22 protein-coding genes are annotated in these 24,946 nt (G+C 43.4%); 14 read left to right on the top strand and 8 right to left on the bottom strand.

From position 1 onward, the window contains the following. The first annotated feature begins 93 nt into the window (after window positions 1-93). The 4 genes from ACTSEZ_RS10800 (at window position 94) to spsC (ending at window position 2,218) form a co-directional block, all read left to right on the top strand. Window positions 94-576, top strand: a complete 483-nt coding sequence (locus ACTSEZ_RS10800) for an NUDIX domain-containing protein (protein ID WP_369734233.1) — start codon at window positions 94-96, stop codon at window positions 574-576. A 161-nt stretch (window positions 577-737) separates the two neighbouring features. Beyond that, window positions 738-866 carry a YuiA family protein gene (locus ACTSEZ_RS10795; protein WP_158001666.1) on the top strand — a complete coding sequence of 43 codons (129 nt, stop codon included), beginning with the start codon at window positions 738-740 and terminating at the stop codon, window positions 864-866. Window positions 867-957: 91 nt separating this feature from the next. Then, entirely contained in the window at window positions 958-1,248 is a 291-nt protein-coding gene (locus tag ACTSEZ_RS10790; RefSeq protein WP_029566651.1) for a YuiB family protein, read from the top strand. Between the two features lie 295 nt (window positions 1,249-1,543). Then, window positions 1,544-2,218 (top strand): stationary phase survival protein SpsC, encoded by a 675-nt coding sequence (gene spsC, locus ACTSEZ_RS10785; RefSeq protein ID WP_369734232.1) that lies wholly within the window; start codon window positions 1,544-1,546, stop codon window positions 2,216-2,218. Between the two features lie 471 nt (window positions 2,219-2,689). Here the strand turns inward: spsC and ACTSEZ_RS10780 are convergent, their stop codons facing one another. Both ACTSEZ_RS10780 and ACTSEZ_RS10775 read right to left on the bottom strand, forming a co-directional pair. Further along, the gene (locus ACTSEZ_RS10780; RefSeq protein WP_369734231.1) at window positions 2,690-3,505 is read right to left on the bottom strand and encodes a cobalamin-binding protein; all 816 of its coding nucleotides are present in this window, start codon (window positions 3,503-3,505) and stop codon (window positions 2,690-2,692) included. 12 nt (window positions 3,506-3,517) lie between these two features. Continuing rightward, entirely contained in the window at window positions 3,518-3,997 is a 480-nt protein-coding gene (locus ACTSEZ_RS10775) for a divergent PAP2 family protein (RefSeq protein ID WP_369734230.1), read from the bottom strand. A 157-nt stretch (window positions 3,998-4,154) separates the two neighbouring features. On the opposite strand from ACTSEZ_RS10775, the gene ACTSEZ_RS10770 reads away from it, so the two are divergent. The 3 genes from ACTSEZ_RS10770 (at window position 4,155) to ACTSEZ_RS10760 (ending at window position 7,750) form a co-directional block, all read left to right on the top strand. Further along, entirely contained in the window at window positions 4,155-4,538 is a 384-nt protein-coding gene (locus tag ACTSEZ_RS10770) for a DUF309 domain-containing protein (RefSeq protein ID WP_369734229.1), read from the top strand. A 30-nt stretch (window positions 4,539-4,568) separates the two neighbouring features. Further along, window positions 4,569-6,059 carry a leucyl aminopeptidase gene (locus ACTSEZ_RS10765; protein WP_369734228.1) on the top strand — a complete coding sequence of 497 codons (1,491 nt, stop codon included), beginning with the start codon at window positions 4,569-4,571 and terminating at the stop codon, window positions 6,057-6,059. 362 nt (window positions 6,060-6,421) lie between these two features. Then, complete coding sequence (locus ACTSEZ_RS10760; protein ID WP_369734227.1) at window positions 6,422-7,750, top strand: Na+/H+ antiporter family protein; 1,329 nt, start codon at window positions 6,422-6,424, stop codon at window positions 7,748-7,750. Window positions 7,751-7,788: 38 nt separating this feature from the next. On the opposite strand, the gene ACTSEZ_RS10755 is transcribed toward ACTSEZ_RS10760, so the two are convergent. After that, window positions 7,789-7,947: a hypothetical protein gene (locus ACTSEZ_RS10755; protein ID WP_369734226.1), complete on the bottom strand. Its 159-nt coding sequence runs from the start codon at window positions 7,945-7,947 to the stop codon at window positions 7,789-7,791. 183 nt (window positions 7,948-8,130) lie between these two features. Between ACTSEZ_RS10755 and ACTSEZ_RS10750 the strand changes: the two genes are divergently transcribed. Both ACTSEZ_RS10750 and ACTSEZ_RS10745 read left to right on the top strand, forming a co-directional pair. Further along, window positions 8,131-8,664, top strand: a complete 534-nt coding sequence (locus tag ACTSEZ_RS10750; protein ID WP_369734225.1) for a DUF6241 domain-containing protein — start codon at window positions 8,131-8,133, stop codon at window positions 8,662-8,664. 228 nt (window positions 8,665-8,892) lie between these two features. After that, on the top strand, window positions 8,893-9,717 hold the full coding sequence (locus ACTSEZ_RS10745; protein WP_369734224.1) for a hypothetical protein: 825 nt from the start codon (window positions 8,893-8,895) through the stop codon (window positions 9,715-9,717). 147 nt (window positions 9,718-9,864) lie between these two features. On the opposite strand, the gene ACTSEZ_RS10740 is transcribed toward ACTSEZ_RS10745, so the two are convergent. After that, window positions 9,865-10,422, bottom strand: coding sequence for a restriction endonuclease (locus tag ACTSEZ_RS10740; RefSeq protein ID WP_369734223.1), 558 nt, complete (start codon window positions 10,420-10,422; stop codon window positions 9,865-9,867). 232 nt (window positions 10,423-10,654) lie between these two features. Further along, window positions 10,655-11,239 (bottom strand): biotin transporter BioY, encoded by a 585-nt coding sequence (locus ACTSEZ_RS10735; RefSeq protein WP_369734222.1) that lies wholly within the window; start codon window positions 11,237-11,239, stop codon window positions 10,655-10,657. Window positions 11,240-11,343: 104 nt separating this feature from the next. Between ACTSEZ_RS10735 and ACTSEZ_RS10730 the strand changes: the two genes are divergently transcribed. Then, a complete protein-coding gene (locus ACTSEZ_RS10730) occupies window positions 11,344-11,940 on the top strand; it encodes a sulfite oxidase-like oxidoreductase (protein WP_369734221.1) in 597 nt (198 codons plus the stop codon). Window positions 11,941-12,066: 126 nt separating this feature from the next. After that, complete coding sequence (locus tag ACTSEZ_RS10725; RefSeq protein WP_369734220.1) at window positions 12,067-13,833, top strand: ATP-binding protein; 1,767 nt, start codon at window positions 12,067-12,069, stop codon at window positions 13,831-13,833. Here ACTSEZ_RS10725 and ACTSEZ_RS10720 read toward each other — a convergent pair. Next, the gene (locus ACTSEZ_RS10720) at window positions 13,830-14,759 is read right to left on the bottom strand and encodes a DMT family transporter (protein ID WP_369734219.1); all 930 of its coding nucleotides are present in this window, start codon (window positions 14,757-14,759) and stop codon (window positions 13,830-13,832) included. The genes ACTSEZ_RS10725 and ACTSEZ_RS10720 overlap by 4 nt on opposite strands. 148 nt (window positions 14,760-14,907) lie before the next feature. On the opposite strand from ACTSEZ_RS10720, the gene ACTSEZ_RS10715 reads away from it, so the two are divergent. Beyond that, window positions 14,908-15,630 carry a DsbA family oxidoreductase gene (locus ACTSEZ_RS10715; protein WP_369734218.1) on the top strand — a complete coding sequence of 241 codons (723 nt, stop codon included), beginning with the start codon at window positions 14,908-14,910 and terminating at the stop codon, window positions 15,628-15,630. A gap of 217 nt (window positions 15,631-15,847) precedes the next feature. Here the strand turns inward: ACTSEZ_RS10715 and ald are convergent, their stop codons facing one another. Together ald and adeR are read right to left on the bottom strand one after the other, a co-directional pair. After that, the gene (gene ald, locus ACTSEZ_RS10710; protein WP_369734217.1) at window positions 15,848-16,978 is read right to left on the bottom strand and encodes an alanine dehydrogenase; all 1,131 of its coding nucleotides are present in this window, start codon (window positions 16,976-16,978) and stop codon (window positions 15,848-15,850) included. A 139-nt stretch (window positions 16,979-17,117) separates the two neighbouring features. Next, on the bottom strand, window positions 17,118-18,347 hold the full coding sequence (adeR, locus tag ACTSEZ_RS10705; protein ID WP_369734216.1) for a sporulation transcriptional activator AdeR: 1,230 nt from the start codon (window positions 18,345-18,347) through the stop codon (window positions 17,118-17,120). A 282-nt stretch (window positions 18,348-18,629) separates the two neighbouring features. Between adeR and ACTSEZ_RS10700 the strand changes: the two genes are divergently transcribed. Together ACTSEZ_RS10700 and ACTSEZ_RS10695 are read left to right on the top strand one after the other, a co-directional pair. Then, the gene (locus tag ACTSEZ_RS10700) at window positions 18,630-20,033 is read left to right on the top strand and encodes an alanine/glycine:cation symporter family protein (RefSeq protein ID WP_442504691.1); all 1,404 of its coding nucleotides are present in this window, start codon (window positions 18,630-18,632) and stop codon (window positions 20,031-20,033) included. Window positions 20,034-20,392: 359 nt separating this feature from the next. After that, window positions 20,393-24,919, top strand: a complete 4,527-nt coding sequence (locus tag ACTSEZ_RS10695) for a cell wall-binding repeat-containing protein (protein WP_369734476.1) — start codon at window positions 20,393-20,395, stop codon at window positions 24,917-24,919. The last annotated feature ends 27 nt before the right edge of the window (window positions 24,920-24,946 follow it).

The raw sequence follows: 24,946 nt of genomic DNA, 5'->3' as shown, positions 1-24,946 counted from the left end.
TAAACTAAAGACAAGAGCTATATGCTTTTGTCTTTTTTTTGCACAAAAATTGATATTTACATAAAGAATTTTCAAAAGGAAGGGGAGTTTTAAATGTCATCCAAACGGGGAAATGTGTGGATTGCCGTTTCAGGGCTTGTTGAAAATGACAATGGTGAATGGCTTGTCGTTAAAAAGCGTTATGGAGGTTTAAAGGGCAAATGGTCATTTCCTGTCGGCTTTGTAAACGAGGGAGAAACAGTTGATGAAGCTGTTTCAAGAGAGATCTTAGAAGAGACAGGGATAGAAACGGCTGCACTTGGTGTGATTGGGATCAGGTCAGGTGTCATCCATGAAAAAATCAGCGATAACATGATTATTTTCAGGCTTAAAGCCGTTTCTTCAGACATTACCGTTCAGGAAAATGAACTGTTTGAAGCAGCCTTTATGCACCCCGATCTATTAAGGGAGCATAGTGATTCGTCTTTGCTTCTAAAATCATTCGCAGATGAAACGTTTGAAAAAATGCTGAACAAAGTGGACGGGGCCAATCCCGGAAATCAGTTCGGATACACAGCTTACCGTTTATTTTTATAATTTTCAAAATAATAAGAAAAGTTAAGCAAACGGGAGAAAGAAGTTGATGTATTCGCTTACATAAGGAATCTCGTCAGATTTTCTTCCTTTATCCTTTACAAAGAACCTGATATAGTATCTTCAATATCTAAAAAGAGATTTTTACCGGGAGGGAAATATAGATGATCAATGGATCTGTTATTGAAAAGAAAGAGTGTCCTTATTGTTCGGGTAAAGGATATTTCCAGCTGCTTCTTGGAGGTTCCGAAACATGTGACTGCTGCAATGGAACAGGGAAGAAATCAGCATAGATTTTAAGATTGACGGGTTATCCCTTGTTCAGTACACTAAAAGAGGTGTATTGGAGGGGATAACTTGTTTTTGCCTGTATTAATCATTTCAATGCTTTTATTTTTTGTTTTGTTTTTTGGAATCGGTTTCTTGCTGAACATGCTGCTCAGAATGTCATGGATCATGGCTATTATTTATCCGATTGTCTGCATCTTTATCGTAGATTCAGTTAAATTTACGGCCTACTTCACAGCTCCCGGTTCATCTATTTCCTCACTTGGACAGCGTTTTGCGTCATTGGCCCTTGCAGATATCCTGATATTAGCAAGCGGACTCGCCGGAGCCATCGTGTCCGGAATCGTCATTAACATGCTGCGAAAAAGAGGATATCAAATGTTTTAGTCCTGATCTGTGCGATGCGTGCAGGTCTTTTTAGTATGTTTATACTCCGTTAGATAGGAGCTAGAAGAAATTGGATCCCTCTTCATTCTGAATATTTCGCTTCCTGATTGGAAACGATTATTCTAGAGAATAGAAATTATAAGGCGTACTGGTGTCTAGCTCCAGCGCCCAACTCCTCCGCCAGAACAAAATCCCCTAAAAAGTCAAATCCGGACTTTTTAAGTGATTTCTTATCTGGCTGTCGGAGCTAAACGGGCGATTACGCTTTTCTTGAGTGAGAGGAGTGACATCCATAATGAAAAAATCGATAAGGCGCATGATGATGGCTATTATGCTGCTGCTTGCGCTTGGCGCGACGTTCAAGGCTTTTTCAGGTGCAGAAGCGACAGATATAACGGGCTGGACCGGATTAGCAGAAGGAAGATTAAAGGCAGAAAATCACCCCTACAAACTGTCAGGACTTACATTCAAGTCATTAAAAAGCAAAGAAACGGCACTTGCGATTTCAGCAGCCGTTGAAACATCAGAATCGCTTGAGGATCAAATGGCGCACTATCCCAAAAAAGAAGTTACGGCTACCGGATATACCGCAGGCTTCGAATCAACGGGTAAGCATCCCGAACATCCGGAATACGGCATTACTTATTCCGGCGTAAAAGTGAAAAGAGATTTATATTCTACAATTGCAGCTGACCTTAACGTCTTTCCTATCGGCACCATTCTTTTTATACCAGACTACGGCTTCGGCGTCGTAGCGGACAAAGGGGGCGCCATCAAAGGAAATGAGCTTGATCTCTACTACGACACCGTAGATGAAGTCTATGAGTTCTGGGGCAAAAAAACGTTAGACATATACATCGTCCAGAAAGGAAACGGACGGTTAACTGAAAAACAGCTGACGGAGCTTAATGAAAACAGTTCCATGCAGGCGTTCCGTCAAAAATACATGAAGCCTAAAACAAAGAGTTAGAGACTGGTGATTGTTACCTGAGGGCTTTATGCCCTTATGACCCTCCACACAGTTATTTTCATGCTGAAGGGTAATATCTTGTGCCCTTATGACCGTTCACAGAGTTATATTCATGCTGAAGGGTTAAATCAAGTGCCCTTATGACCCTCCACACAGTTATTTTCATGCTGAAGGGTAATATCTTGTGCCCTTATGACCCTTCACAGAGTTATTTTCATGCTGAAGGGTTTTATCATATGCACTTATAACCCCTCAGACAGTTTCCTTCACACTAAAGGGTCATATCTGTTGTGTTTATGACCTTTCACACCAGCCCATCTTCGATTAATGGTTCTATTCTGTCTTACCAGCACCCCAAATCCAATTTTGGACGATTTCCATATGGACACATTTCTATCAAACGGTAGAAATTGTCCTCAGGCGAAAGCTGAACAAATAAAAAAAGTCCTGGCCGCGGCCAGGGACTAAATGTTAAATGCGCAATTGCAAATCATCCATTGCTTTCGGTTTTGGATAAACGCCAGGATGCAAGATGTCAGCAAGCTTCGCAAGCCCGTGCAGCAGGCGGGGGGAAGGACGGCAATAAAGCTGTTCTTCGAGCAGATGTATAAGGTTCTCTCTTACAGCTGCAACGCTCTCTGCATGCTGTCTCTTTAAAACATGCGAGATTTTCATCCGGCTTTGTTTCACTCCGACCCAGGCAAGGCAGATATGGTCAGGGTCTCTCTCTGCTACATCGCTCCAGTCCGTTTGAACGCTCGCTAAATCGACATCTTTAAATAGATTCGTACCGCCTGCAAGTTCACACATTTCTGTGAGCCAGTTGACTGCGCCCGGTGTGAAAATCGGATTCGGCCACCATTCAAAATAGACGGTCGGGCGTATGCTCAGCTTCTTTGAGATTTCCCGGTATTCATCAAGGAACTGATGATACCGGGAAACAATGTCTTCAGCTCTTTTTTCCGCTCCTGCTGCTCTTCCGACTGCAAGCAAATCATCGCCAATGTCTTTAAAAGACTGCGGATTAAGAACAAGATGCGGGATGCTTCGCTTTTTTAGCTCTTCAATGTTTTTTTCCATTCCCGGCACACTCAATGAGGCAAGAACCAGGTCTGGCTGATGCTGTTCAACAAGATCCATATTTATGGACAGGTCGGGGCCAAGCTTTGGGAGTTCAGTTACCCGTTTTGGCCAGTCTGAAAAGTCGTCTATGGCTACAAGAGAATCTGCAAGCCCCAGATAGGCAGCAAGTTCTGTATTGCTTGGGCAGATTGAAATCAGGCGCACGCGATCTCTCCTTTATAAGATAATCAGATAATGGAGGAAGAGAGTCAGAAGAATGCCTGTCAGTCCTCCGAAGAACACCTCGATCGGCTGATGTCCGAGGAGCTCTTTTAATTTTTCCTGCTTTTTTTGTTCTTCCTGTTTTGGCCAGTTTTTGGCTTCACCTACAAATGTATTAAAGTCGGTGACAAGTTTATTAAGGACGGTTGCCTGTTCACCGGCATGTCTTCGTACTCCAGTTGCATCAAACATCGTAATGATTGCAAAGACGGCTGAAATAGCGAAAAGGGAGGAAGCAAGGCCGTTGTCAATCGCTACCCCTGTTGCAAGGGCCGTTACGGCTGCAGAGTGAGAGCTCGGCATTCCGCCTGTGCTTGTGATAAGCGACCAGTCAATCTTGCGGGTGGCTATGTAGGTGATGGGCACTTTTACAAATTGTGCAAAAAAGATGGCTGCAAGTGAAGCCAGTAAAGGGAAGTTAAGAAATGTCTCCATGAAGTCTTACATCCTTTCGGTTTCGTGATGGTATGCTGGTATCGCTCTCAATTATAGTTCCATGTATTCATGCCCTTATCCTTTGTCATTTGTTCAAATAGTATAAAAACTTTTTGTGCTTTGATACAATGGGGACAGAGGGGAGTGTGCCTGCTTCATGACTCTTTATCCGATGGAATATTATCAGTTTTTTATCTCATTTAATGAAGGCGATTATTATACGTGCCATGATTTGCTCGAATGGATCTGGCTGACTGAAAAAGATAACCTTTTTTTAAAAGGGCTGCTTCAGATGACGGTCGCTATTTATCATTACGAATATGGCAATATTAAAGGAGCAAGGCTTATGATGCAAGCAGGCCACTCCTACATACAGCCTTACCGTCCTTTTCACTGGGGCGTCGACCTTGAAGAGATAAATGAGTTTATGGAACGTTCACTTGAAATCATTCCATCTGACGTGCAGTCGGTGCCTTTTGAAGAAGCGGGACGGCTCCCAAAACTGCCTGCTCTATTTCTTTACCTGAATGAGCAGGAATGAAAACATAATATATGATGGAGGTGTGCTTGGATGTTGCATATTAAATCACAGGCATCTTGGGAAGAAGAAACAATCGTAATCGGTCTTTTTCATAAAAACGGGCCGTTTTCAGGCGTCCTTGAAGAACTTGACCGGAAGCTTGACGGACAGCTTTCTGAACTTAGCAAAGACGGAGATCTGCCGGCAAAAAAGAAAGCCATTACTAAAGTGCATACACTCGGAAAACTGACAGTAAAGCGAATTTACTTTGTCGGGCTCGGGAAGGAAAAAGAATATGATTTTGATGCATCAAGAGAAGCTTTTGCCAAGCTTTTCAGAACAGTTCAGGACGCTAGAATTCAGTCTGTAGCTGTATGCCTTGATACGTTTACAAACGAAAACGTCGACGGGAATGAGGCCGCACATGCGCTTGCCGAGGTGCTGCCGCTTTCTACATATAAAGTTCAGGATTATAAACAGCGTTCAAACGAACCCGAGCGGAACATTCATCAGGTCACAGTCATTTCGCAGACAGATGAAGATGAAATACGCTCAAGTCTGACAGTAGGGTCTGCTTTTGGAGAAGGAACAAATGCTGCGAGGACGCTTGTAAACATGCCGGGGAACATTTTAACGGCAACAGAGCTTGCCAAGTATTCTGTAGATCTTGCGGGGAAATACGGATTTGAGTATGAAGTGCTTGAAAAGGAAGACATGGAGAAGCTTGGAATGGGAGCGCTTCTTGCTGTAAACAAAGGCTCTGAGGAACCGCCGAAGATGATCGTCCTGAAATATCAGGGAAAAGAAGAATGGAAAGATGTAATTGGCCTTGTCGGCAAGGGCATCACATTTGATACCGGAGGCTACTCGATTAAGCCAAAGGACGGCATTGTCGGCATGAAAACAGATATGGGCGGAGCGGCTGCCGTTCTTGGAGCTATGGAAATCATCGGAAAGCTGAAGCCAGAGCAAAATGTACTGGCAGTGATTCCATCAACAGACAACATGATCAGCGGCAATGCGTTTAAACCGGACGATGTTATCGTATCACTAAGCGGAAAAACAATCGAGGTGCTGAATACTGATGCAGAAGGAAGGCTGGTCCTTGCGGATGGCATCACGTATGCCAAGCACCACGGAGCAGACTATTTAGTGGACGTAGCGACTCTTACAGGAGGAGTCATCATCGCACTCGGCACTCATACTACTGGAGCTATGACAAACGATGAAGCCCTGTTTGAGCAGGTTCTTGAGGCATCGCATGAATGCGGCGAGCCAATCTGGAGACTGCCGATCACAAAGAAGGACATTGAAAAAGTGCGCGGAAGCAAAATGGCGGATTTGAACAATTCTCCGGGACGCGAAGGGCACGCCATTATGGCCGGCACATTCATCGGTGAATTTGCAGAAGGCACACCTTGGGTTCACCTTGATATCGCAGGAACAGCGACATCTTCTAAAGGGGACGAACTTGGTCCTGCGGGCGCCACAGGTGTTATGGCGCGAACTTTGGCAGCTTTAGTTGAACGGTTTGAAGCATAAAGTATAGGTGTCCGGCAGTTACAAACTGCCGGGCATTTTTTTTGCCTGTCGGACTAATGGTGAAGCTCGCTGGAAATTGGATACAGGTGAAGCGAGCTGGAAAATAGCATAAGGAAGGGATGGAATCTTACGGTAAAAATAGGCACGTGTATAAAGATAGCATAAGAAATCAAGAGAATTGTAATATTGCCCCACAGAAAAACTTGGATCTAAACTCATCTATTCAACAAATCCTTTAGTCTGCTAATATAATAAAATTTTAACATTGACACCAAAATTAAAAGTATGTTATTTTATCTCTATTGAATTTATTTCTCTAATACATTACCAAACTAAAGCAAAAGATTTCGGAGGTTTTATAGATGAATGCAGTGATTTTGGCTGTCGTTGTGATGCTGATTTTGAGCCTGCTTCGGGTAAATGTTGTCTTTGCCCTTGTTACTGGAGCTCTTGTCGGCGGATTGACAGGCGGTCTTGATTTAAAAGCAACAATTGAAACATTTACGGGCGGTCTCGGCAGCAATGCCACAGTTGCCTTGAGCTACGCTTTGCTCGGTGCGTTTGCTGTCGCTCTTTCAAAAACAGGATTGCCTGATGCAATGGTTGACGGAGCGATTAAACTGGTTGGCAAAGAAGGAGAAGAGAGAAAGAAATCTCTATCCAAAGTACTTATTATTCTAGTCATACTGATTATTTCAATCTTTTCACAAAACGTGGTTCCGGTTCATATCGCGTTTATACCGGTATTAATTCCGCCGCTGCTTAAGGTTCTTAATCAGCTGGAAGTAGACCGCCGCTTAATTGCAGTAGTCATTGCATTCGGATTGATTACACCTTATATGCTGCTTCCGGTGGGATTCGGCGCAATTTTTCATGATATCCTTCAAAAAAACATGGCATCCGGCGGATTAACTGTAAGCCTGAAAGATATTCCTGAGGCGATGCTGATTCCATCTGCAGGTATGGTGGTAGGTCTGATTGCGGGTTTCTTCACGTACAGGAAAAAACGTACCTATCAAACGAAAAACGTTGGTGGTCAGGAAATGGCTGTTTACACGAAAAAGAGTGTCGGATTTGCTGTACTTGCCATTGCAGTTTCGTTAACTGTCCAATTGATCCTGTCTCAAAAACTTGAGGTAGAAGGAATGATCTTCGGTGCGCTTGCAGGAATTATCGTCCTTTATGCAACAGGTTCGATGAAATGGAATGAAGCAGATGAACTGCTTACAACGGGTATGAGAATGATGGCCTTTATCGGATTTGTCATGCTTTCTGCAGGAGGATTTGCAGCTGTTATGCAGGAAACGGGACATATTGAATCTCTTGTAAAAACGTCAGCCGATCTGATTAACGGAAACCAGTCGCTTGCTGCATTGCTGATGCTTCTTGTTGGTCTGCTTGTAACAATGGGGATTGGATCTTCGTTCTCTACTGTTCCGATTATCGCTACCATTTTTGTACCGCTTTGTCTGGAACTCGGTTTCAGCCCGATGGCGACAATCGCTTTAGTCGGTACCGCGGGAGCATTGGGGGATGCAGGTTCTCCTGCGTCTGACAGTACGCTTGGGCCAACTTCAGGATTAAATGCCGACGGTGAGCATAACCATATTTGGGATACCGTTGTACCAACTTTCCTTCACTATAACATTCCGCTTATTGTTTTCGGGTGGATTGCGGCAATGGTTTTATAAACATGAAAAAGCCTCCTGCTCATGCAGGAGGCTTTTGACTATTTTTCAGATAAGTTGTTTATCCGCTGAACAAGCTCTTCGTCATCCATTTCAAGAATAACGTCTTCTAGCTCAGGCTTTTCGGCAGCCAGTTTGCTTTCATATGTTTCGCGCTCAAGCTCATTCAAAAAGTAGCGCTTCATTTGAAGAACGGTCATGACGTTCACCTCTTTCATTAAATTTCATTATAATTTTTTCCATAATAGGAATCTAATATACATGAAATCTATGATACTGTAAGATTTTATCGAATTTTGTCTAGTTGTGCAAGGATTCAATCTGCGGCAGGAGATTGAAGAAAAGAAATCGAACTAGACAAGAAAAATGAGAGGGGTGCTGTCATGAAGTGGACAAAGCAGAAGCGGATTTTTGCGGGCGTTCTTTTCTTTGTTCTCGTGTGCGGAGGAGCTGCGGCTTATGTTTTTACCGATTTGAATCCAACACCGGTGCAGAGTGCTGAACAGGTAGACAGCAAGATTGATAAACATGCAGACAAGCTTGCAAAAGTAGACTTGAGCAGCAATCCGTTTCCGGTCGGCGGCGAAACGGTAACAGAAGATCAAATTCAGAAGTACCTGCACGGCATGTCCCACCAGAAGGTTGAGGCAAAAGATAAATGGATCCATTTTGAAATAACGGAAGAACGGATTCTCTACTTAATGAAGCAGATTGAAAGCAACAAAACTGCATTCGGCCATGCAGATCTGTATCTTGACATGTTAAGCAGGTGGCTCGAGGGGGATTACTCAGAAGCTGACCGGGACCATAATGCAGTGTGGAATCTTCAGGGGGGAACAATAGGCAAAGCAACTGGTGTGCTGACGGATGCTGAAGAGGCTCAGTATCTGGAGGAGAATAAGGAAGATAGGAAATGATTAGTTCTTAAACGGCAGACTGCGCTCAATTGGCTGACTGGGTCGGTTCAGAAGTTCCATATATAGCCCACGAACACACCAATCAGTATATGAGGTGTGTTTTATTTTGTGAAATTTAATCGGTATGTTAACTTATTCATCAATCTGGGTATTTAATGGAAGAAGTGATGAGGTGCGCTTCTTTTATATGGTTACATAAAAGGAAATAAGATGTGAAGGAGATGAATGATGTCGGCTGAATTGGCATTTAAAAAGCACAAACGTTTTCTGGAAAAAATCGACACAGCAAAATATGCTGTCCTCTGTGATCAATCCCGCTTCAGGGCATCTGCCTACAACAGACTGGGCAGTACCAAAGGATACCTGATAGTGCGCGAAAACGGAGAAATACCTCCGAGAGAGGAGGCCATTCCTCCTTACCGAATGTTTATAGAATTTAATTCTTTTATGTTTGGGATTGATGAACAAGCTCAAGCCGAAAGCAGGAAACCGACTGCTGTCTTTCAGGATACGATAAATCTTTTGGAACAAATAAAGCCCTTCGTTCAATCAAGCAAACGTGAGGCTGATCTTGCTGCATCCCAAATAAAAGAGCTGGATGGAGGCTTTCAAAGAATAAGAGAGATTCGTCCGGAAGCCTTGAAGATTCACGGAGAAGTAGTTGATACAGGGGTATTAGATGAAAACGTCTTAAAGAATGTCAGAGCTCTTATGAAAGAATTTACAGAACTTCAATATAAGCATTTATATATTCAAATCAATGCCAGAGAAAATTTTTTAATCATAACGAAAGAACTCAGCACTATTGTAAAAGGTTTATCAGGCAAAGAAAAAAAGGCGGCAAAAAAAGCTGAGGATGTATTTACATTTCTGACTGAAGAGAAATATCAATCCGGTTTGAGAAAAAGTTTAATAGAGTTTGAAAAAGATCCTGACGGAAATCAGAGATCCTTTTATAAATTGGGAGATTGGGAAGAAAAATTAAGTAAAAATTCTGATAAAAGAAACGATTTGATATTTCAAAACGAATTACTTGCTCAATTAAGAAATTGATAACAAAGGCGCTTTAAATGATCAGTAATCCCTGTGCTGCTTTCTGCAAAAATATGATAGACCTTTTTGAAAACAATAAAAAAGCATATTGGCAGCTTTGCTGACTGATATGCTTTGGCGTGTGCTGAAGGAACGGCCGGTCTGCATTCATATTCCAGTATAGGCTTTTCCCTGATTAACATTTATTATCCATGGAATAAGCTGGGGCCTGCCATATAGCCGGATGTTATTTTCCCTTGCGAATTCTTCTGCCTGAACAGTAAAGAAATGATTGTTGGAAATAATCCAGCATTCGTCAGTCTTCAGTGAAAGAGCTTCTTTAAATGCCTTTTGAACAAGCCTTACTCCAACAGACTTTTTGTGGCTTTTCACTTTGACAGCAACTGTCTTTCCTGAAGGAGTTCTAAGTAAAAAACTGATTCCTTCATGCTCACCTGAAGTGTCAGCATGATAGCCCTGTTTTACAAGGAGCTCTTTGACAAACTCTTCAAGTTCCCCGTCTGTCATCTTATCTGTTTTCCAAATCTCAGATTGATTCTGCCTTGTTAAGTCCCTTTTGATCACGAACAGCCCGAATGACATGAAGACTGCCAGTAAAAGAAAAAAAGTGATAAAACCTGCATCAAAGCTTTTAGTCACAGCCCATGCTGCAGCCGGTACTGAGAAGAGAACCAGCAGGATCCAATTCAATACTCGTTTTCTCAATCGCACACCTCCTTTTTTTCAAAAATGAATCTATCTCAGTTAAATAATGAAGGGTTAATAGAAAAATGACAATTTTTTATGATGCTCGCTATCTCTTCAGAGGATATGCAGTTGTCCTTCTGAGGGATGAAATCAGAATCTGTATGTCTGCGGGCACGAGCGTGCAGGTTTTTTATGAGCATGAACGAAATAAAAGCAGATGGAATGAAATCCGTCTGCTTTTAAAGAAGATTCAGGCTGCCCGGTGTCTTCCAGCTCCCGCTTTTCTGTGAACAGCGTAATAGATTCTCGGCGCGATAAGCGCTCCTATCACGGTAAAGATGACATCTTTGACCATGAACCAAGTCATAACAGCCCAGGCCCCCATGTAGCTCATATCGACATTCATCCAGTAGTTCAGAGCCGCATACATGTAAGTCGTTCCAATAAGATAAATTAGAGCAATGCCTGCAAAGGATGCCAGCATGAAAACAGGCAGTCCCGGTTTTTTGTTTGCCTCGAGAATTTTACCTGCTGCATATGCGGCTGCAATATAGGAAAAAATAAATCCGCCCGTGCTGCCGAAAATGACGCCGATTCCGCCGCTGAACTGGGCAAATACAGGTGCACCGGCAATCCCGATTAGTGCATATACAATCATGGATAGTGTCCCGAGCCTGCTTCCGAGGAGCAAACCTGCTAAAATAGCAAAAAAGGGCTGCATGGACAATGGTACGGTGCCCACCGTTAAAAAGGAAGTAAGATTTGCGCCAATAGCCATTAGAGCCGCAAACATCCCGACAAGCGCCAGATCATAAGCTTTTAATTTTGTTTTCATGTTCTCATCCCCCATAGATGCTATGTATGTTCCATTAAAGAGTAACTGAAAAAGCGTAAATATGTCAACTTCATTTTTATTTAGTTAACAAAGGTGGTGTTTAGATGTATTTTGGCAAGGTAAGATCGAAAGGCGACCCGGACCGAGTGCCGCCAAATCAGCATGTCACAACGACATTTCCTGTCCTGCATGCAGGGAATGTACCGTATTATGAAGACATCAGCAAATGGGATCTTCAGATTTTCGGGCTTGTCAAACAGCCGAAGCGGTTTACATATGAAGAGCTCATGAGCCTGCCTCAATCAGAGCAGGGAAACGATATTCACTGCGTAACGGGCTGGTCAAAGCTTGATAATGTCTGGACAGGAATTAGAATGGAGGAACTTGCTAAAGCTTGCGGCCTGCTGGAGAACGCAAATTACTGTATTCTTCATGCCGAAGAAGGATGGACGACAAACCTCCCAATTGAGGACTTTCTGAAAGAATCGAGTCTGCTTGCCCACTCCCATAACGGAGAACCGCTCACACCAGAGCACGGATATCCGTTCAGAGCCGTTTTTCCTCATCTGTATTTTTGGAAAAGCGCCAAGTGGCTGCGCGCTATTCAGTTTACAGAGCACAATCACCCTGGATTTTGGGAGAAGAACGGGTATCACATGTATGGAAATCCGTGGAAAGAAGAAAGGTTTACATGGGACTAGAAAAGCACCTGCTGCAGGTGTTTTTTGTTTTCTTAAATAAGACAATGATAAATTGAATGCGCGCACCGGCAGATTATCGTCTATAATGGGGATTGCTTACACAATTAAACCGGAGTGAACGCCATTATGTATTTCACCATCCTTGGACTTGTGTCCCTCATTCCAATGCTTCTTGGGATGATTATTTATATAAACGAAAAAACCATTCTTTCAAAGGCGATCGTTTCCTTTTTAATGATGCTGTTTATCTGGCAGATTGATGTTGCGGTCCTGTACGGAACGGATATATTTTCAGCCGGAACAGCCGAATGGTTATTTAAAATCGGCCGCTTTGGCTCCATTTTTATCCTGCCTGTGGTTTTTTATTTCATGTACCTGCTTTTAAAAGACGAGAACTTTGTTTCCGAAAAAAACTGGTTCAGTGTCATTAACATAAAAACATTCCGTATTTTTATGCTTTGGAGCACCCTTGTTTTTACTGTTAACCTTACGTCTTACGGAATCTCAGGCATGAGAATGATTCAGGATGATTTTTTCCCTGACCACTACTATCCTGTGTTCGGAGGGCTGAACTGGACGTTTTTTCTGAACATTGCGGCTGTTTTTTTCACCATCCTCATGCTGATCAGGGTTTCCATGCACCTTGCTGACAGAGACGTGCGTTTCTTCAGTATCTTTTTCTGCACATCAATTTTGTTTGTTTTCATGAATGGGATGCTTGCAGGCTACCATGTTCTTCCCTTGTTTTTATCAAGCTTTGGTTCAGTTCTGTCGACGCTTATCATTTTTATGGCATATTTTATTATGCACTCCAGGCGGATTCAGCGGATGAACAGGGATTTAAACGATCAGAAGGACTTTCTCATGAAAGTAATGGACTTGAATCCAAGCTACATTTACGTGAAAAATCAGCATCTGAAGTTCGTTTTGGCCAATAAAGCGATGTCTGAGCTTTACGGCAGGGAAGTAAGTGATCTGATCGGAAAAGAAGACTCCGATTTAAATGACCAGCCGGATCAAATAAAAAAAATCCGGGATGAGGAGCTTCGCATCCTGTCGTGGGAAACCGAAAAATGGGCAGAGCCTGAGCTTGCAATCGACTCGACCGGAGGCACGAGATGGATCGAAGTCACGAAAATACCGGTAAGGCTTGAAGGCGAAACGTACATACTCTGCATAGGGAACGATGTCACTCAAAAGAAGCGGGATGCCGAACTTATTTTAAAATCAGAAAAGATGAGTGTCATAGGAGAACTTGCGGCAAGCATTGCCCATGAAATCCGAAATCCCCTTACTTCTATTAAAGGTTTTGTCCAGATTCTTCAGGAGGATGAGAGTCTGCGTGCAAGGCGGGATCATTTAAGAGTCATGTCAGAAGAAATCGACAGAATCAATGAAGTTGTCGGAGAATTGCTGCTGATTGCAAAGCCGCAAATGCAGACGATGACTTCTGTTGAGATGAAGACGGTGATTGAAGATGTCATGATGCTTATGAGAGGCAGTGCCGAAACAAAGGATATTCGCTTTAAGCTTGCTGCAAGCGAACCCTTCTGGATAAAAGGCTACAAAAATCACTTAAAACAAGTGTTCATTAATCTAATTAAAAATGCAATCGAATCCATGCCTGGCGGAGGCACAGTCTCTGCATCTATTAAAAGACTGCCTGACGGCCGGATTCAACTATCTATAGCAGACGAAGGAACCGGTTTAAGCAGAGCGCGGCTCGAAAAGCTTGGCGAGCCTTTTTATACGACTAAGGAGAAGGGCACAGGGCTCGGGCTGACAGTGTGCTATAAGATTATCAGGGAAGAGCATCAGGGAGACATTCAGTTTGAAAGTGAGGAAGGGCAGGGAACCGTTGTTCATGTTACCCTTCCGGAAAAACAGGATTAAAGGCTGCGGCTTTTTGATCCTGTTTTTTTACTGGCATTTGTGCCGATTACTCCTGCAATAATAAGGAAAGCGCCGATCCAATGGTACAGGTAAATCGTTTCGTTCAGCACAATTGCCCCGGCTGCAATGGAAATAACCGTAGACAGATTCGCAAATACACTCATTTGGGAAGCAGGCAGCTTTGAAAGAATATAGTTAGACAGAAAAGAGGTCAAAAGTGTAGCAAAAACCCCTAAAAAGCAGGTGTAGAGCAAGAATGGAACATTTGTCCACAGGGATGCATAGCTCGTCAAATCACCTGCTGCGGCATGCTGAATGATGGCATAGGCATTAAAAAAGATAAAGCCGAATGTAACCATAATAAAGCTCAGCTGCAGGGGAGAATAAGAGACTGAAAGAAACCTTGCGAGCACCGTATAGCCGGCAATGGAAAGACAGGCTATAAACAGCAGCAGATAGCCGAGATAGCTTCCCATTTGAATGCTCGCGCCTTTCATAATAAAAATGGAGACAACCCCGGAAATGGACATAAGAATAAACAGCACCTGAACGAAGTTTGTGCGTTCCTTTAAAAATAAGGCAGCAAGAAGAGCAGTTAAAATTGGAGCAAACGCCATCAGAATACCGCCTTCAGCAGATGTGGTATAAAGAAGGCCAAAAGCCTGAAAACTAAAAAACATAGTTGGATAAAACAGGGCAAGCAGCAACAAATAGCCAAGGGATTTTTTGCTTTTGACTGCCGGAAGTTTCACTTTAAAGATGATCTGGATCATAATAAGAACAATAAAACCAAGGGTAAAACGGTAGGACAGCGTATCGGACGGGGAGGCATCCTCGAGCGCAAGTTTTGTAAACAGGAAGGTCAGCCCCACGATTGAGGCATTCAGAATTGCCGCCAAATAAGGCAGGAGCATTTTTTTGTTCATCTTTTGCACCCCTTTCATTCTTCACCATACCATGTTTCCGGACAGTTTGGGTAAGATATCCAATGGAAGGATAAAAGTCAATGCTTCTGTTCTGCTCTTTTCTGATGTTTATGCTACTATAGGACTATCTTTGAAATGAGGTGCTGTGATGAAAATTGAGATTTGGTCTGACTACGTCTGCCCATTCTGCTATATAGGAAAAAGAAGGCTGGAAGAGGCTCTTGAATCTTTTCCGCATAAAGAACACGTGGATGTCGAGTTTAAAGCATTTGAACTTGATCCGAATACTCCGCTGAAAACGGATCAGACGATTCATGAACAGCTTGCAGCCAAATACGGCATGACGGTTGAACAGGCAAAAGAGGCCAGTGCCAATGTCGCCCTGCAGGCAAAAAGTGCCGGTCTTGATTTCCGGTTTGACAATATGAAGCCGGCAAACACGTTTGACGCCCATCGACTGGCAAAGTACGCTGCTTCAGAAGGCAAAGAGAAAATGATCTCAGAGAAGCTGCTCCAGGCTTACTTCACGGAATCAAAGGACATTTCCGACCACGGAGTGCTCGCAGATCTCGCTGAAGCATCTGGAATGGAGCGTGCGAAAGTTCTTGATATTCTGAGCGATAAAGATGCTTTTGGCGGTGAAGTCCGCGGAGATGAAGCAGCTGCGCGCCAGTACGGCATAAGCGGGGTCCCGTATTTTATCATTAACAATAAATATGCGATTTCAGGCGCACAGCGAACAGAAACCTTCTCAGGCGCCCTTGAAAAGGTGTGGGCCGAAGAACAGGCTGCTTCAAAGCTGCAGGACCTTTCCGGCGGAGAGGGAGATGTATGCGGCGATGATGGCTGTGACATTGCAGGAGAAAAATGAGAGGTGAACGACTCGCAGTGGAAGCGGGTCGTTTTTTTTGTTATCTAAATGCATCCTTATTAAAATGGAATGCAGAAATACAGGGTATCAAAACCCGAAAATGCTTCCCTATAAAAACGAACACCAAGAAAATAAGATCCCAACGCATACCCGAAAATATGGAACAACGAAAAAACCGGCCCAAAAGGCCGGTTTCATCTTTACCGTTTCTGCTAAATTACTTAACCGCAATCTCTTTATCAAGAGCAACATCAACTGGCACATATGTGTATCCAAGGTCGCGTGCTACGGCTTCATACGTGATGTCGCCTTTCGCTGCGTTCACGCCGGCTTTCAAAGCTGTGTTTTCTGCAATCGCTTTGTTGACGCCTTTGTTTGCAATTTGCAGCGCGTAAGGCACGGTTACGTTTGTAAGAGCTAGCGTAGATGTTCTTGGCACAGCACCTGGCATGTTGGCAACTGCATAGTGCACAACACCGTGTTTTACGTATGTTGGATTGTCATGAGTTGTGATGTGGTCAACAGTTTCTACGATACCGCCCTGGTCGATGGCAACATCAACGATGACTGAGCCTGGTTTCATGGATTGAACCATCACTTCAGATACTAGAGTAGGAGCTTTTGCACCAGGGATCAGCACCGCGCAGATTAATAGATCAGCTTCTGCAACTGCGTTTGCGATGTTCACAGGGTTTGACATCAGGGTTTTGATCTGGTTTCCGAAGATGTCGTCAAGTTCACGCAGTCTGTCTGCGCTAAGGTCGATGATTGTTACGTCTGCTCCAAGGCCGATTGCCATTTTCGCAGCGTTGGTTCCTACAACTCCGCCGCCGATGATTGTTACTTTTCCGCGGCTTACGCCAGGGACGCCGGCAAGCAGAATGCCTTTTCCGCCTTTAGGTTTTTCAAGAAACTGCGCACCGATTTGTGCAGCCATTCGGCCAGCCACTTCACTCATTGGTGTAAGAAGAGGCAGTGTGCGTCCTGCTGATACCGTTTCGTACGCAATAGCTGTAACCCCTTTGTTTTTAAGCGCTTCTGCAAGAGCAGGCTCAGCAGCTAAATGCAAGTATGTGAAAAGAATAAGTCCTTCGCGGAAGAAGCCGTATTCAGATGGCAGCGGCTCTTTTACTTTCATCACCATTTCAGCAGCCCAGACGTCTTTCACGTCTTCTGCAATGACTGCACCGGCAGCCGCATAGTCAACATTTGTGAAACCGCTTCCAATTCCAGCGTCCTTTTGTACAATCACTTTATGTCCAGCAGCTGTAAATTGTGTAACCCCGCCAGGAGTTAGCGCTACTCGGTTTTCGTTGTTTTTAATTTCTCCGGGAACTCCAATAATCATTGAAATCCTTCCTCCTTTTGAAGAAGCCTTAAACTGGCTTTTCTCTCAAATGTTTGATTTCCTGACATCAGTATAAAGCGTTTTCTCACACATTTGTTTGTTTAAAAAAGAGAAAGGATTTCGGATCATTTGTGAAATTTCACAAATTCATTTTATCGAGCTTCAGGCTGAGATAAATCGTGATTTTCTGATTTGGATTCCGCAGATCAAGCTCTGCAATTTGAGAGATCCGCTTCATCCGGTAGCCAAGTGTATTGACGTGAACATTCAAGGCTTTTGCTGCTTCATTCACATTGCTGTCTTTATCCAAATAAGTTTCAAGCGTCTCAACCAGATCCGTGTGATGAACCTGATCATATTCCTTCAGCCTTCTCAGGGAATAGTGAACAAACCCCTCTTTTTGCTGTTTTTCATGAAGCAGATCTAAATACTGGTAAATGCCAAGCTCTGAAAAACTGTTCAAGCCGTCTGTTTCTTCAGTAAACCGCTTTTTTATGTTTTGGACAGAAAGGGCCTCTTTGTAGCTGAGTTCAATTTGATCAATTTCGCGGTAAATGCTCCCGATTGCTGCTTTCACACGGTCAATTTTAAACCGTTCTTTCAGCTGAAGAATGGTCCAGTCGACAAACTGCTTGATGTCATAGAGAGGCTGATCGCTTTTTGCCGAAAGCAAAACAATCAGCTCGTTCTGGTCAAGAGTAGAAAGCAGCACGTGTACTTGCTGAGTCGTCTGAAGCAGATAGTTGATCTGTTTTTCGGTCGGCTCTTTGATCTCCTCGCTGAAGCGGAAAAGAACGACAGAATGCTGGGAAGGAGGCGTGACGCCAATTTCATGAAAGCCATTAAGGATTTCATCTTTTTGCTGAATATGCCCTGTCAGCAGTTTCCAGAAAAATTCCTGGTTTCTTTCTTCTTTTTTGGATGTGCGGTTATGAAAGTTCAGCAGCTTCCCTTTTACAACCTGAGCTGCCTTTTTTAAAAGGCCAAGTTCTTCGTCCGTAAGCTTTTTATCAATTTCAAGCGCCCAAATAAACCCAAGCACTTCTTCGTTTTTCCAGATGGAAATGGCTATCCGGTTCCCGAGTCCTACTTCATCAATGTTTTTGACGCGGATCGGATCATCAGTCTGGAGAAGCATAGGGATCGTGCCGTCCTTCCAGAGGCTGTTGATGACCTTCTCCGGAACCCGTCTGCCGATAATGGTGGAGATCCGGGCCTGGTCTGTGCAGTCATCATGTGTACTGTAGGCTAAAAGCCTGTGGTTCACATCTTCTATTGTAATCGGGCACTGCAGAACCTCACTGATGCGGTCCGCTACATCTTCAAGTCTGTCTGAATGGTGGTGAAAAGGATCTATTGAACGGTTCATCTGAAAATCACCTGCTTTTTTTACGTTTATAAAATGAACAATGAAATATTATTCTATCTTATCTTTCTGAAGAGTTTAATTTAAGCGAAAAAAATTGGTACTTTTTTAGTTTTGACAACGGAGACCCTTATGGATATTATGTAACTAGCCTTTGTAAAAATCAACAAAAAGGATGTACTTGTTTTATGGAATTCAACAATTACATAGTAGTATCTTAAAATTTATTATAGTGATATGGTGTGAAAGCGTTAACAAAATGACACAGCACAGGGGTGACGGCACATGATGGATATACTTTCAAAGATTAACGGGATCCTTTGGGGAACTCCAAGTTTAATTCTATTATTTGGGACAGGCTTATTTTTAACATTCGTTTTAAAAGGTTTGCAGTTTAGAAGGCTGATCTATGCGTTTCAGCTGGGCTTTTCAAAAAAACATCAGGAAGATGATGGGGCCGAAGGGGATGTCAGCAACTTTAAAGCGCTGATGACAGCTCTTGCCGCTACCATCGGAAACGGAAATATAGCCGGGGTAGCAACAGCCATTACGCTTGGAGGACCCGGCGCGATTTTCTGGATGTGGGTTGTCGGACTGCTCGGAATGGCAACGAAATATTCAGAGGCGCTTCTTGCCATGAAATACCGGGTTAAAAATGATAACGGAGAATATTCCGGAGGACCGATGTACTATGTAGAAAAAGGACTCGGAAAAAAATGGAAATTTCTTGCGCTTGCATTTGCCCTGTTCGGAGCATTCGCAGCTCTGGGCATTGGAAATAGTGTGCAATCCAACACGATTGCCCAGGTCATGGACGACAGCTTTGGAATTGGCGGACTGACAACAGGCATCATTCTGGCAGCTCTTACAAGCTTAATTATTTTTGGCGGTATTCAGAGAATCAGTACAGTTGCTAGTTTCTTTGTTCCAATTATGGCTTTTCTGTACATTGGAGGAGCCCTGATGATTCTTGCCGTTAATTACGATCAGATCCTTCCTGCTTTCGGAACCATTTTCCACTATGCTTTTAATCCCGTTGCCGCTGCCGGCGGATTTGTCGGGGTTGCAGTGGTTGAAGCGATTCGAAGCGGAGTTTCAAGAGGAATCTTCTCAAATGAAGCTGGTCTTGGTACGGCAGCATTGATTGCCGGTAATGCTAAATCAGATCATCCGGTTAAACAGGCGCTTGTGGCTATGACCGGCACATTTATTGTGACAATCATTGTGTGTACAATGACTGGTCTGGTACTTGTGATTACAGGCTTCTGGGATCCTTCAGGCGGTTTGATTTCAGGTGTGGAACACAATGCAGCACTTGACGGCGGCGCCCTGACATCAGCAGCTTTTGCATCTGCACTTGGGGCAGTTGGAGAATATATCGTAGCATTTTCGGTTATCTTCTTTGGATTTTCAACAATCGTCGGCTGGTATGTCTACGGAGAAAAATGCTTTGAATACCTGGTTGGTACAAAGGGTATTCTCGGCTATAGACTGATCTACATCTTTGCCTGCGGATACGGAGCCGTTGCGCAGCTTACAGTAGTATGGGCATTTGCTGATATGGCGAATGCGCTTATGATGATTCCTAACTTAATTGCCTTAATCTTACTATGGAAAGTAATCGTAAATGAAACAAATGATTATTTTGAAAATCACTATAAAATGGCAGAATACAAGAAAGCCAGTTAAGAAGAAAAAACGCGGACAATTGGGTCCGCGTTTTTTTTAGGTCAATTTGTTCATTCATTTGAATGTAACAGGTAAAAATTATTTACATTGTGTAAATGAATTGTGGTTTTTTTGCAAATCATCTGTAAATTCCTTAATATTTGACAAAAAAGTGATATATTATAAGGGTGCTAAATTACATGATTCGACCGGAGGTGTATGAGAAGACAATAATTCCAAAGGGGATAACATTTAGTTGCTTATTAAACATGTCTATGTAAGTAAACGCTTACATTATTATGGTTAAAATAAGCCGATCAAGGTTACATACGCTTATTTCATTATTTTATTTATTTTGAGGGGGAACCAGTTTGAAGATCATGAAAAAACAGCTGATCGCTCTGACAACGATTTTTGCTTTGCTTGTTTCGCTGATGGTGCCTTTTGGTGCACCTGCGCAGGCAGAAGGCAATATGACTGTTGCGGAAGCCATCGCGAATAATACCGGAAGCGGAACAGTTGAAGGCTACATTGTAGGATATACAGTCAGCGGCACAAACGTTGATTTTGAAGCGCCTTTTTCTGCGGATACAAACTTTGCAATCGCAGACAGTGCAGACGAAAAGGATCTGTCGAAAATGCTTCCTGTGCAGCTTCCGGGCACTTTCCGCGCGAAGTTCGGACTTATGACAAATCCCGCTAATATCGGCAAAAAAGTGATTGTTACAGGCTCACTTGAAGCCTATTTTTCAAAGCCGGGCCTTAAAAATCCTACAGCCTTGGTATTTGACGGTGAAACTCCCGGAGAGCCGGATCCATTTGAAGGGGTAGAAGGACTCCGCATTCACGATATTCAGGGCGAAGGCCATAAATCTCCTTATGATACTCAAAACGTGAAGGCAGTTGAAGGAATCGTTACTCACGTCAAGGATGCAAGCAATTTCTATATGCAGGATGCATCTCCGGATGACAACCCGAATACGTCCGAAGCTGTTCTTGTTTACAAACCTTCCCATGGCGCTAAAGAAGGCGACCTCGTCTCTGTGGATGGTCAGGTAAAAGAATGGGTGCTTGACGGCTATTCTGAAAAACTTCAAACAGACCTTGCCATGACGGAAATCAATGCCCAAAACGGCAATGTAACAATTAAGTCAGGCGGACAGGCACTTCCTGCTGCTGTTGTCATCGGCAAAGATGCCATCCCTCCGACTGAGGTCATTGATAACGACCAGTTCAGCAAATTTGACCCTCAGGAAGACGGAATCGATTTTTACGAAAGTCTTGAAGGCATGCGTGTTTCTCTTGAGAGCCCTACAGTGACTGGACCCCAGAATTACGGTGAAGTAACGGTTATTACAGGCAAAACAGAAGGAAAAGCGTATACGAAAGAGGGAGCCCCGCTTCTGACAAAGGAAAACCAGAATCCTGAAAGAATGTTCCTGCTTCTTGATAACCGCAATTATGTTGCGAAAGCGGGAGATAGGTTTGACGGCACAGTAACAGGCGTTGTCAGCTACGGGTTCAGCAACTTTAAAATTCTTGTAAAAGAAGCAAATCTTCCAGCATTGAATGAGCGTGAATTTACACCAGAAGTTACGACAATTGAAAAGGCTGAGGACAAGCTTACGGTTGCAGGCTATAACATTGAAAACTTTGCAGCTTCAGATGCTGAAAAGCGCGACAAACTTTCTAGATCGATTGTTGATAACCTGAAGTCTCCGGATATTATCGGACTTGTAGAAGTACTTGACGAAAGCGGAACGACAGATGACGGAACGGTTAAAGCAGATGCAAACTATAAAGCATTAAGTGATGCTGTTAAAGGCTTCGGAGGTCCTGCTTACGCATGGACAGAAATCGCTCCTGAAGATAAAAAGGACGGCGGAGTTCCTGGCGGAAACATCCGTGTCGGATTCCTTTACAACCCTGAAAGAGTCACTTTGAAAGAAGGCACAAAAGGCACGGCAACAGAAGCAGCCGGCTATGAAAATGGCTCTTTGACACTTAATCCTGGACGCATTGCTCCTCAGGATCCTGCGTTCACAGACAGCCGCAAGCCTCTTGCTGCAGAGTTTACTTTTAAAGGCGAAGATGTTGTTGTCATCAATAATCACTTCAACTCTAAAGGCGGAGACGAGCCGTTATTCGGCAAAAAACAGCCTCCGGTTCTTGGCAGTGAAGCTCAGCGCATGGAAATTGCCAAAATTGTTAACGAGTTTGTAGCTGATATTCATGCTAAAAACGAAAATGCAAATGTCATCGTAACAGGTGACTTGAACGACTTTGAATTCTCAGCTCCTCTTCAGACATTAAAAGGTTCTGAGCTTACAAACCTTGTAGAAACACTTCCTTTATCTGAGCGCTATACGTACTCTTATCAAGGAAATGCACAGGTTCTTGATCACATGCTCGTGTCAAACCGCATAGCTTCAAAAGCTGAATTTGACATTGTGAACTTCAACTCTCCTTATATGGAAGAGCACGGCCGTGCAAGCGACCATGATGCACTTGTTGGACAGTTTGATTTAGCAGCAGAAACGAAAGATGAATACAATCTTTCCATCATGCACACGAACGATACTCATGCACATGTAGAGAAATACCCTCAGCTTTTCACAGCTGTGAACAAGTTCCGCGCAGAAAAGGACAACAGCCTTCTTGTTGATGCGGGAGATGTATTCTCAGGTACATTGTATTTCCGTCAATACCTTGGTTTAGCGGATCTTCACTTTATGAATCAGCTGAACTTTGATGCGATGACACTTGGAAACCATGAGTTTGACAAAGACTCAAAAACGCTTGCAAACTTTATTAAAGACATGGAATTCCCAATGGTTTCATCTAACGTAAACGTTAAAGATGATGCAGATCTTGGACCTCTTTTCAAAGATGAAGTGGCAGCATCTGGTGAAGGCGGCAACATCTATCCTGCCATTATTAAAGAAATCGGCGGGGAAAAAGTAGGGATTTACGGTTTAACGACTCCGGATACGGCTTTCCTTGCAAGTCCTGGAGAAAATGTTGTATTTGAGGACGTTGTTCAAAAATCAAATGAAACAATCAGCAGACTGAAAGAGAAAGGCGTCAATAAGATTGTTGCTCTTTCTCACTTAGGATACGCACCAGACCTTAAACTTGCTGAGGAAGTGGACGGAATTGACGTGATTGTCGGCGGACACTCCCACACGAAGCTTGAAGCTCCTGTTTTAATTGAAAAAGAAGAACCGACGGTCATCGTACAGGCTGGTGAATACCTGAATTTCCTTGGACTGCTTGATGTAACCTTCAATAATGAAGGTGTTGTGACAGGACATAATGGTCACTTAGAAACGCTTGCAAACTATGAAAAGGATGCAGCAGCTGAAGCGAAAGTTCAGGAATACAAAGCACCTCTTGAAGCAATTAAGAATGAAGTGGTAGGAAATACATCTGTTGCCCTTAACGGACTTCGCGCTGATGTCCGCACGAAAGAAACAAACCTTGGAAACCTGATTGCTGACGGCATGGCTGCTAAAGCAAATGAATCTATTAAGACGCATATTGCCCTTCAAAACGGCGGCGGTGTACGTGATTCAATCAACGAAGGTGAAATTACTCTTGGCGAAGTTCTTACAGTACTTCCTTTCGGAAATAACCTAGTAACACTTGATCTGACAGGACAGGAACTCCTTGATGCACTTGAGCACAGCGTCAGCGGAGTGGAAACAGGAGAAGGACGTTTCCTTCAAGTTTCAGGCCTGAACTTCAAGTACGACATAAACAAGCCTGTTGGAGACAGAGTCTGGTTTGCAGAAGCAAAAACAGACAGCGGTTTTGAAGCAATTGATCCGGCGGGAACATACCGCGTGGCTACAAATGCATTTACAGCTGACGGCGGAGACGGATACACAATGTTCAAAAAAGCAAAAGATGACGGCCGCATGACTGAGCTGTTTGTAGTGGATTACGAAGTATTCACTTCTTACCTTGCTAAGAACAATCCTGTATCTCCTAAAGTAGAAGGAAGAATTGTTCAGGCAGAAGAAGTAAAAGAAACTCCGGTAACACGCATTGAAGGCAAAGACCGTTACAAAACGGCTGTTGAAATCTCGAAAAAAGGATGGGAAACAGCGAAAACAGTCGTTATTGCACGCGGAGATTCTTTCCCTGATGCACTAGCTGGAGCACCGCTTGCCAAAAAATTTGATGCACCAATTCTTTTAACACAAAAAGATGGACTGAATGCTGCAGCTAAAGCTGAGATTAAGCGTTTAGGAGCTGAAAAAGTCATCATTCTCGGCGGCAAAGAAGCAATCAGCAATTACGTTAAAAACCAGCTTCAAGGTATTGATAACGTTGAAAAAGTTCAGCGCATCGGAGGAGAAAACCGCTTTGAAACAGCTGCCAACATTGCAGCGAATCTTGGCGGAGACCCAGAAAAAGCGGTAGTGGTTAACGGAAGAAACTTCCCTGACGCTTTGGCTGTTTCCTCTTACGCAGCGAAAATGAAGTATCCGATCCTTTTGACAGATGCTGAAAATCTTCCAGCAGCATCCACGAAAGCATTAAAAGAGATCGACAGTGTCATTGTTGCCGGCGGAGAGAATGCAGTTTTTGAAAATGTATTCAAGAAGCTGAAAAATGCTGAGCGTGTTGCAGGGAAGGACCGCTACGCGACAGCAGCTGAAGTTGCCAAGAAACTGAACCCTTCAAACAAAGTGTTCATTGCAACCGGCACAACCTTTGCAGATGCTCTTACAGGCTCTGTTCTTGCTTCAAAACATGAAGCTTCTATGCTTCTAGTGAAGAAAACAGCTGTTCCATCTGCAACAAAAAATGCAATTGAAGCATTGAAAGCAGATGAATTCACAATCCTTGGCGGCAAAGAAGCTGTAGGAGAAGAAGTTGTAAACGAACTGAAAAAATAAGACCCATGCTGCCGGGAGGTGTTCCCG

The organism is Metabacillus mesotrionivorans (assembly GCF_052171315.1).
In the GTDB taxonomy this organism is placed as follows: Bacteria; Bacillota; Bacilli; order Bacillales; family Bacillaceae; genus Bacillus_P.
Note: the sequence above shows the minus strand (reverse complement) of the source record. Positions and strands in the feature narration are given on the sequence as shown.

Bases quoted from the DNA above. Each gene is read 5' to 3' on its own strand.
- ACTSEZ_RS10795 (WP_158001666.1), top strand. From the start codon at position 738: ATGATCAATGGATCTGTTATTGAAAAGAAAGAGTGTCCTTATTGTTCG.
- ACTSEZ_RS10755 (WP_369734226.1), bottom strand. From the start codon at position 7,947: ATGACCGTTCTTCAAATGAAGCGCTACTTTTTGAATGAGCTTGAGCGC.
- ACTSEZ_RS10730 (WP_369734221.1), top strand. From the start codon at position 11,344: ATGTATTTTGGCAAGGTAAGATCGAAAGGCGACCCGGACCGAGTGCCG.
- ACTSEZ_RS10700 (WP_442504691.1), top strand. From the start codon at position 18,630: ATGATGGATATACTTTCAAAGATTAACGGGATCCTTTGGGGAACTCCA.
- ACTSEZ_RS10790 (WP_029566651.1), top strand. From the start codon at position 958: ATGCTTTTATTTTTTGTTTTGTTTTTTGGAATCGGTTTCTTGCTGAAC.
- ACTSEZ_RS10735 (WP_369734222.1), bottom strand. From the start codon at position 11,239: ATGAAAACAAAATTAAAAGCTTATGATCTGGCGCTTGTCGGGATGTTT.
- ACTSEZ_RS10765 (WP_369734228.1), top strand. From the start codon at position 4,569: ATGTTGCATATTAAATCACAGGCATCTTGGGAAGAAGAAACAATCGTA.
- ACTSEZ_RS10760 (WP_369734227.1), top strand. From the start codon at position 6,422: ATGAATGCAGTGATTTTGGCTGTCGTTGTGATGCTGATTTTGAGCCTG.
- ald (WP_369734217.1), bottom strand. From the start codon at position 16,978: ATGATTATTGGAGTTCCCGGAGAAATTAAAAACAACGAAAACCGAGTA.
- ACTSEZ_RS10720 (WP_369734219.1), bottom strand. From the start codon at position 14,759: ATGAACAAAAAAATGCTCCTGCCTTATTTGGCGGCAATTCTGAATGCC.
- ACTSEZ_RS10745 (WP_369734224.1), top strand. From the start codon at position 8,893: ATGTCGGCTGAATTGGCATTTAAAAAGCACAAACGTTTTCTGGAAAAA.
- ACTSEZ_RS10800 (WP_369734233.1), top strand. From the start codon at position 94: ATGTCATCCAAACGGGGAAATGTGTGGATTGCCGTTTCAGGGCTTGTT.
- ACTSEZ_RS10775 (WP_369734230.1), bottom strand. From the start codon at position 3,997: ATGGAGACATTTCTTAACTTCCCTTTACTGGCTTCACTTGCAGCCATC.
- adeR (WP_369734216.1), bottom strand. From the start codon at position 18,347: ATGAACCGTTCAATAGATCCTTTTCACCACCATTCAGACAGACTTGAA.
- ACTSEZ_RS10750 (WP_369734225.1), top strand. From the start codon at position 8,131: ATGAAGTGGACAAAGCAGAAGCGGATTTTTGCGGGCGTTCTTTTCTTT.
- ACTSEZ_RS10715 (WP_369734218.1), top strand. From the start codon at position 14,908: ATGAAAATTGAGATTTGGTCTGACTACGTCTGCCCATTCTGCTATATA.
- ACTSEZ_RS10695 (WP_369734476.1), top strand. From the start codon at position 20,393: ATGAAAAAACAGCTGATCGCTCTGACAACGATTTTTGCTTTGCTTGTT.
- ACTSEZ_RS10725 (WP_369734220.1), top strand. From the start codon at position 12,067: ATGTATTTCACCATCCTTGGACTTGTGTCCCTCATTCCAATGCTTCTT.
- spsC (WP_369734232.1), top strand. From the start codon at position 1,544: ATGAAAAAATCGATAAGGCGCATGATGATGGCTATTATGCTGCTGCTT.
- ACTSEZ_RS10770 (WP_369734229.1), top strand. From the start codon at position 4,155: ATGACTCTTTATCCGATGGAATATTATCAGTTTTTTATCTCATTTAAT.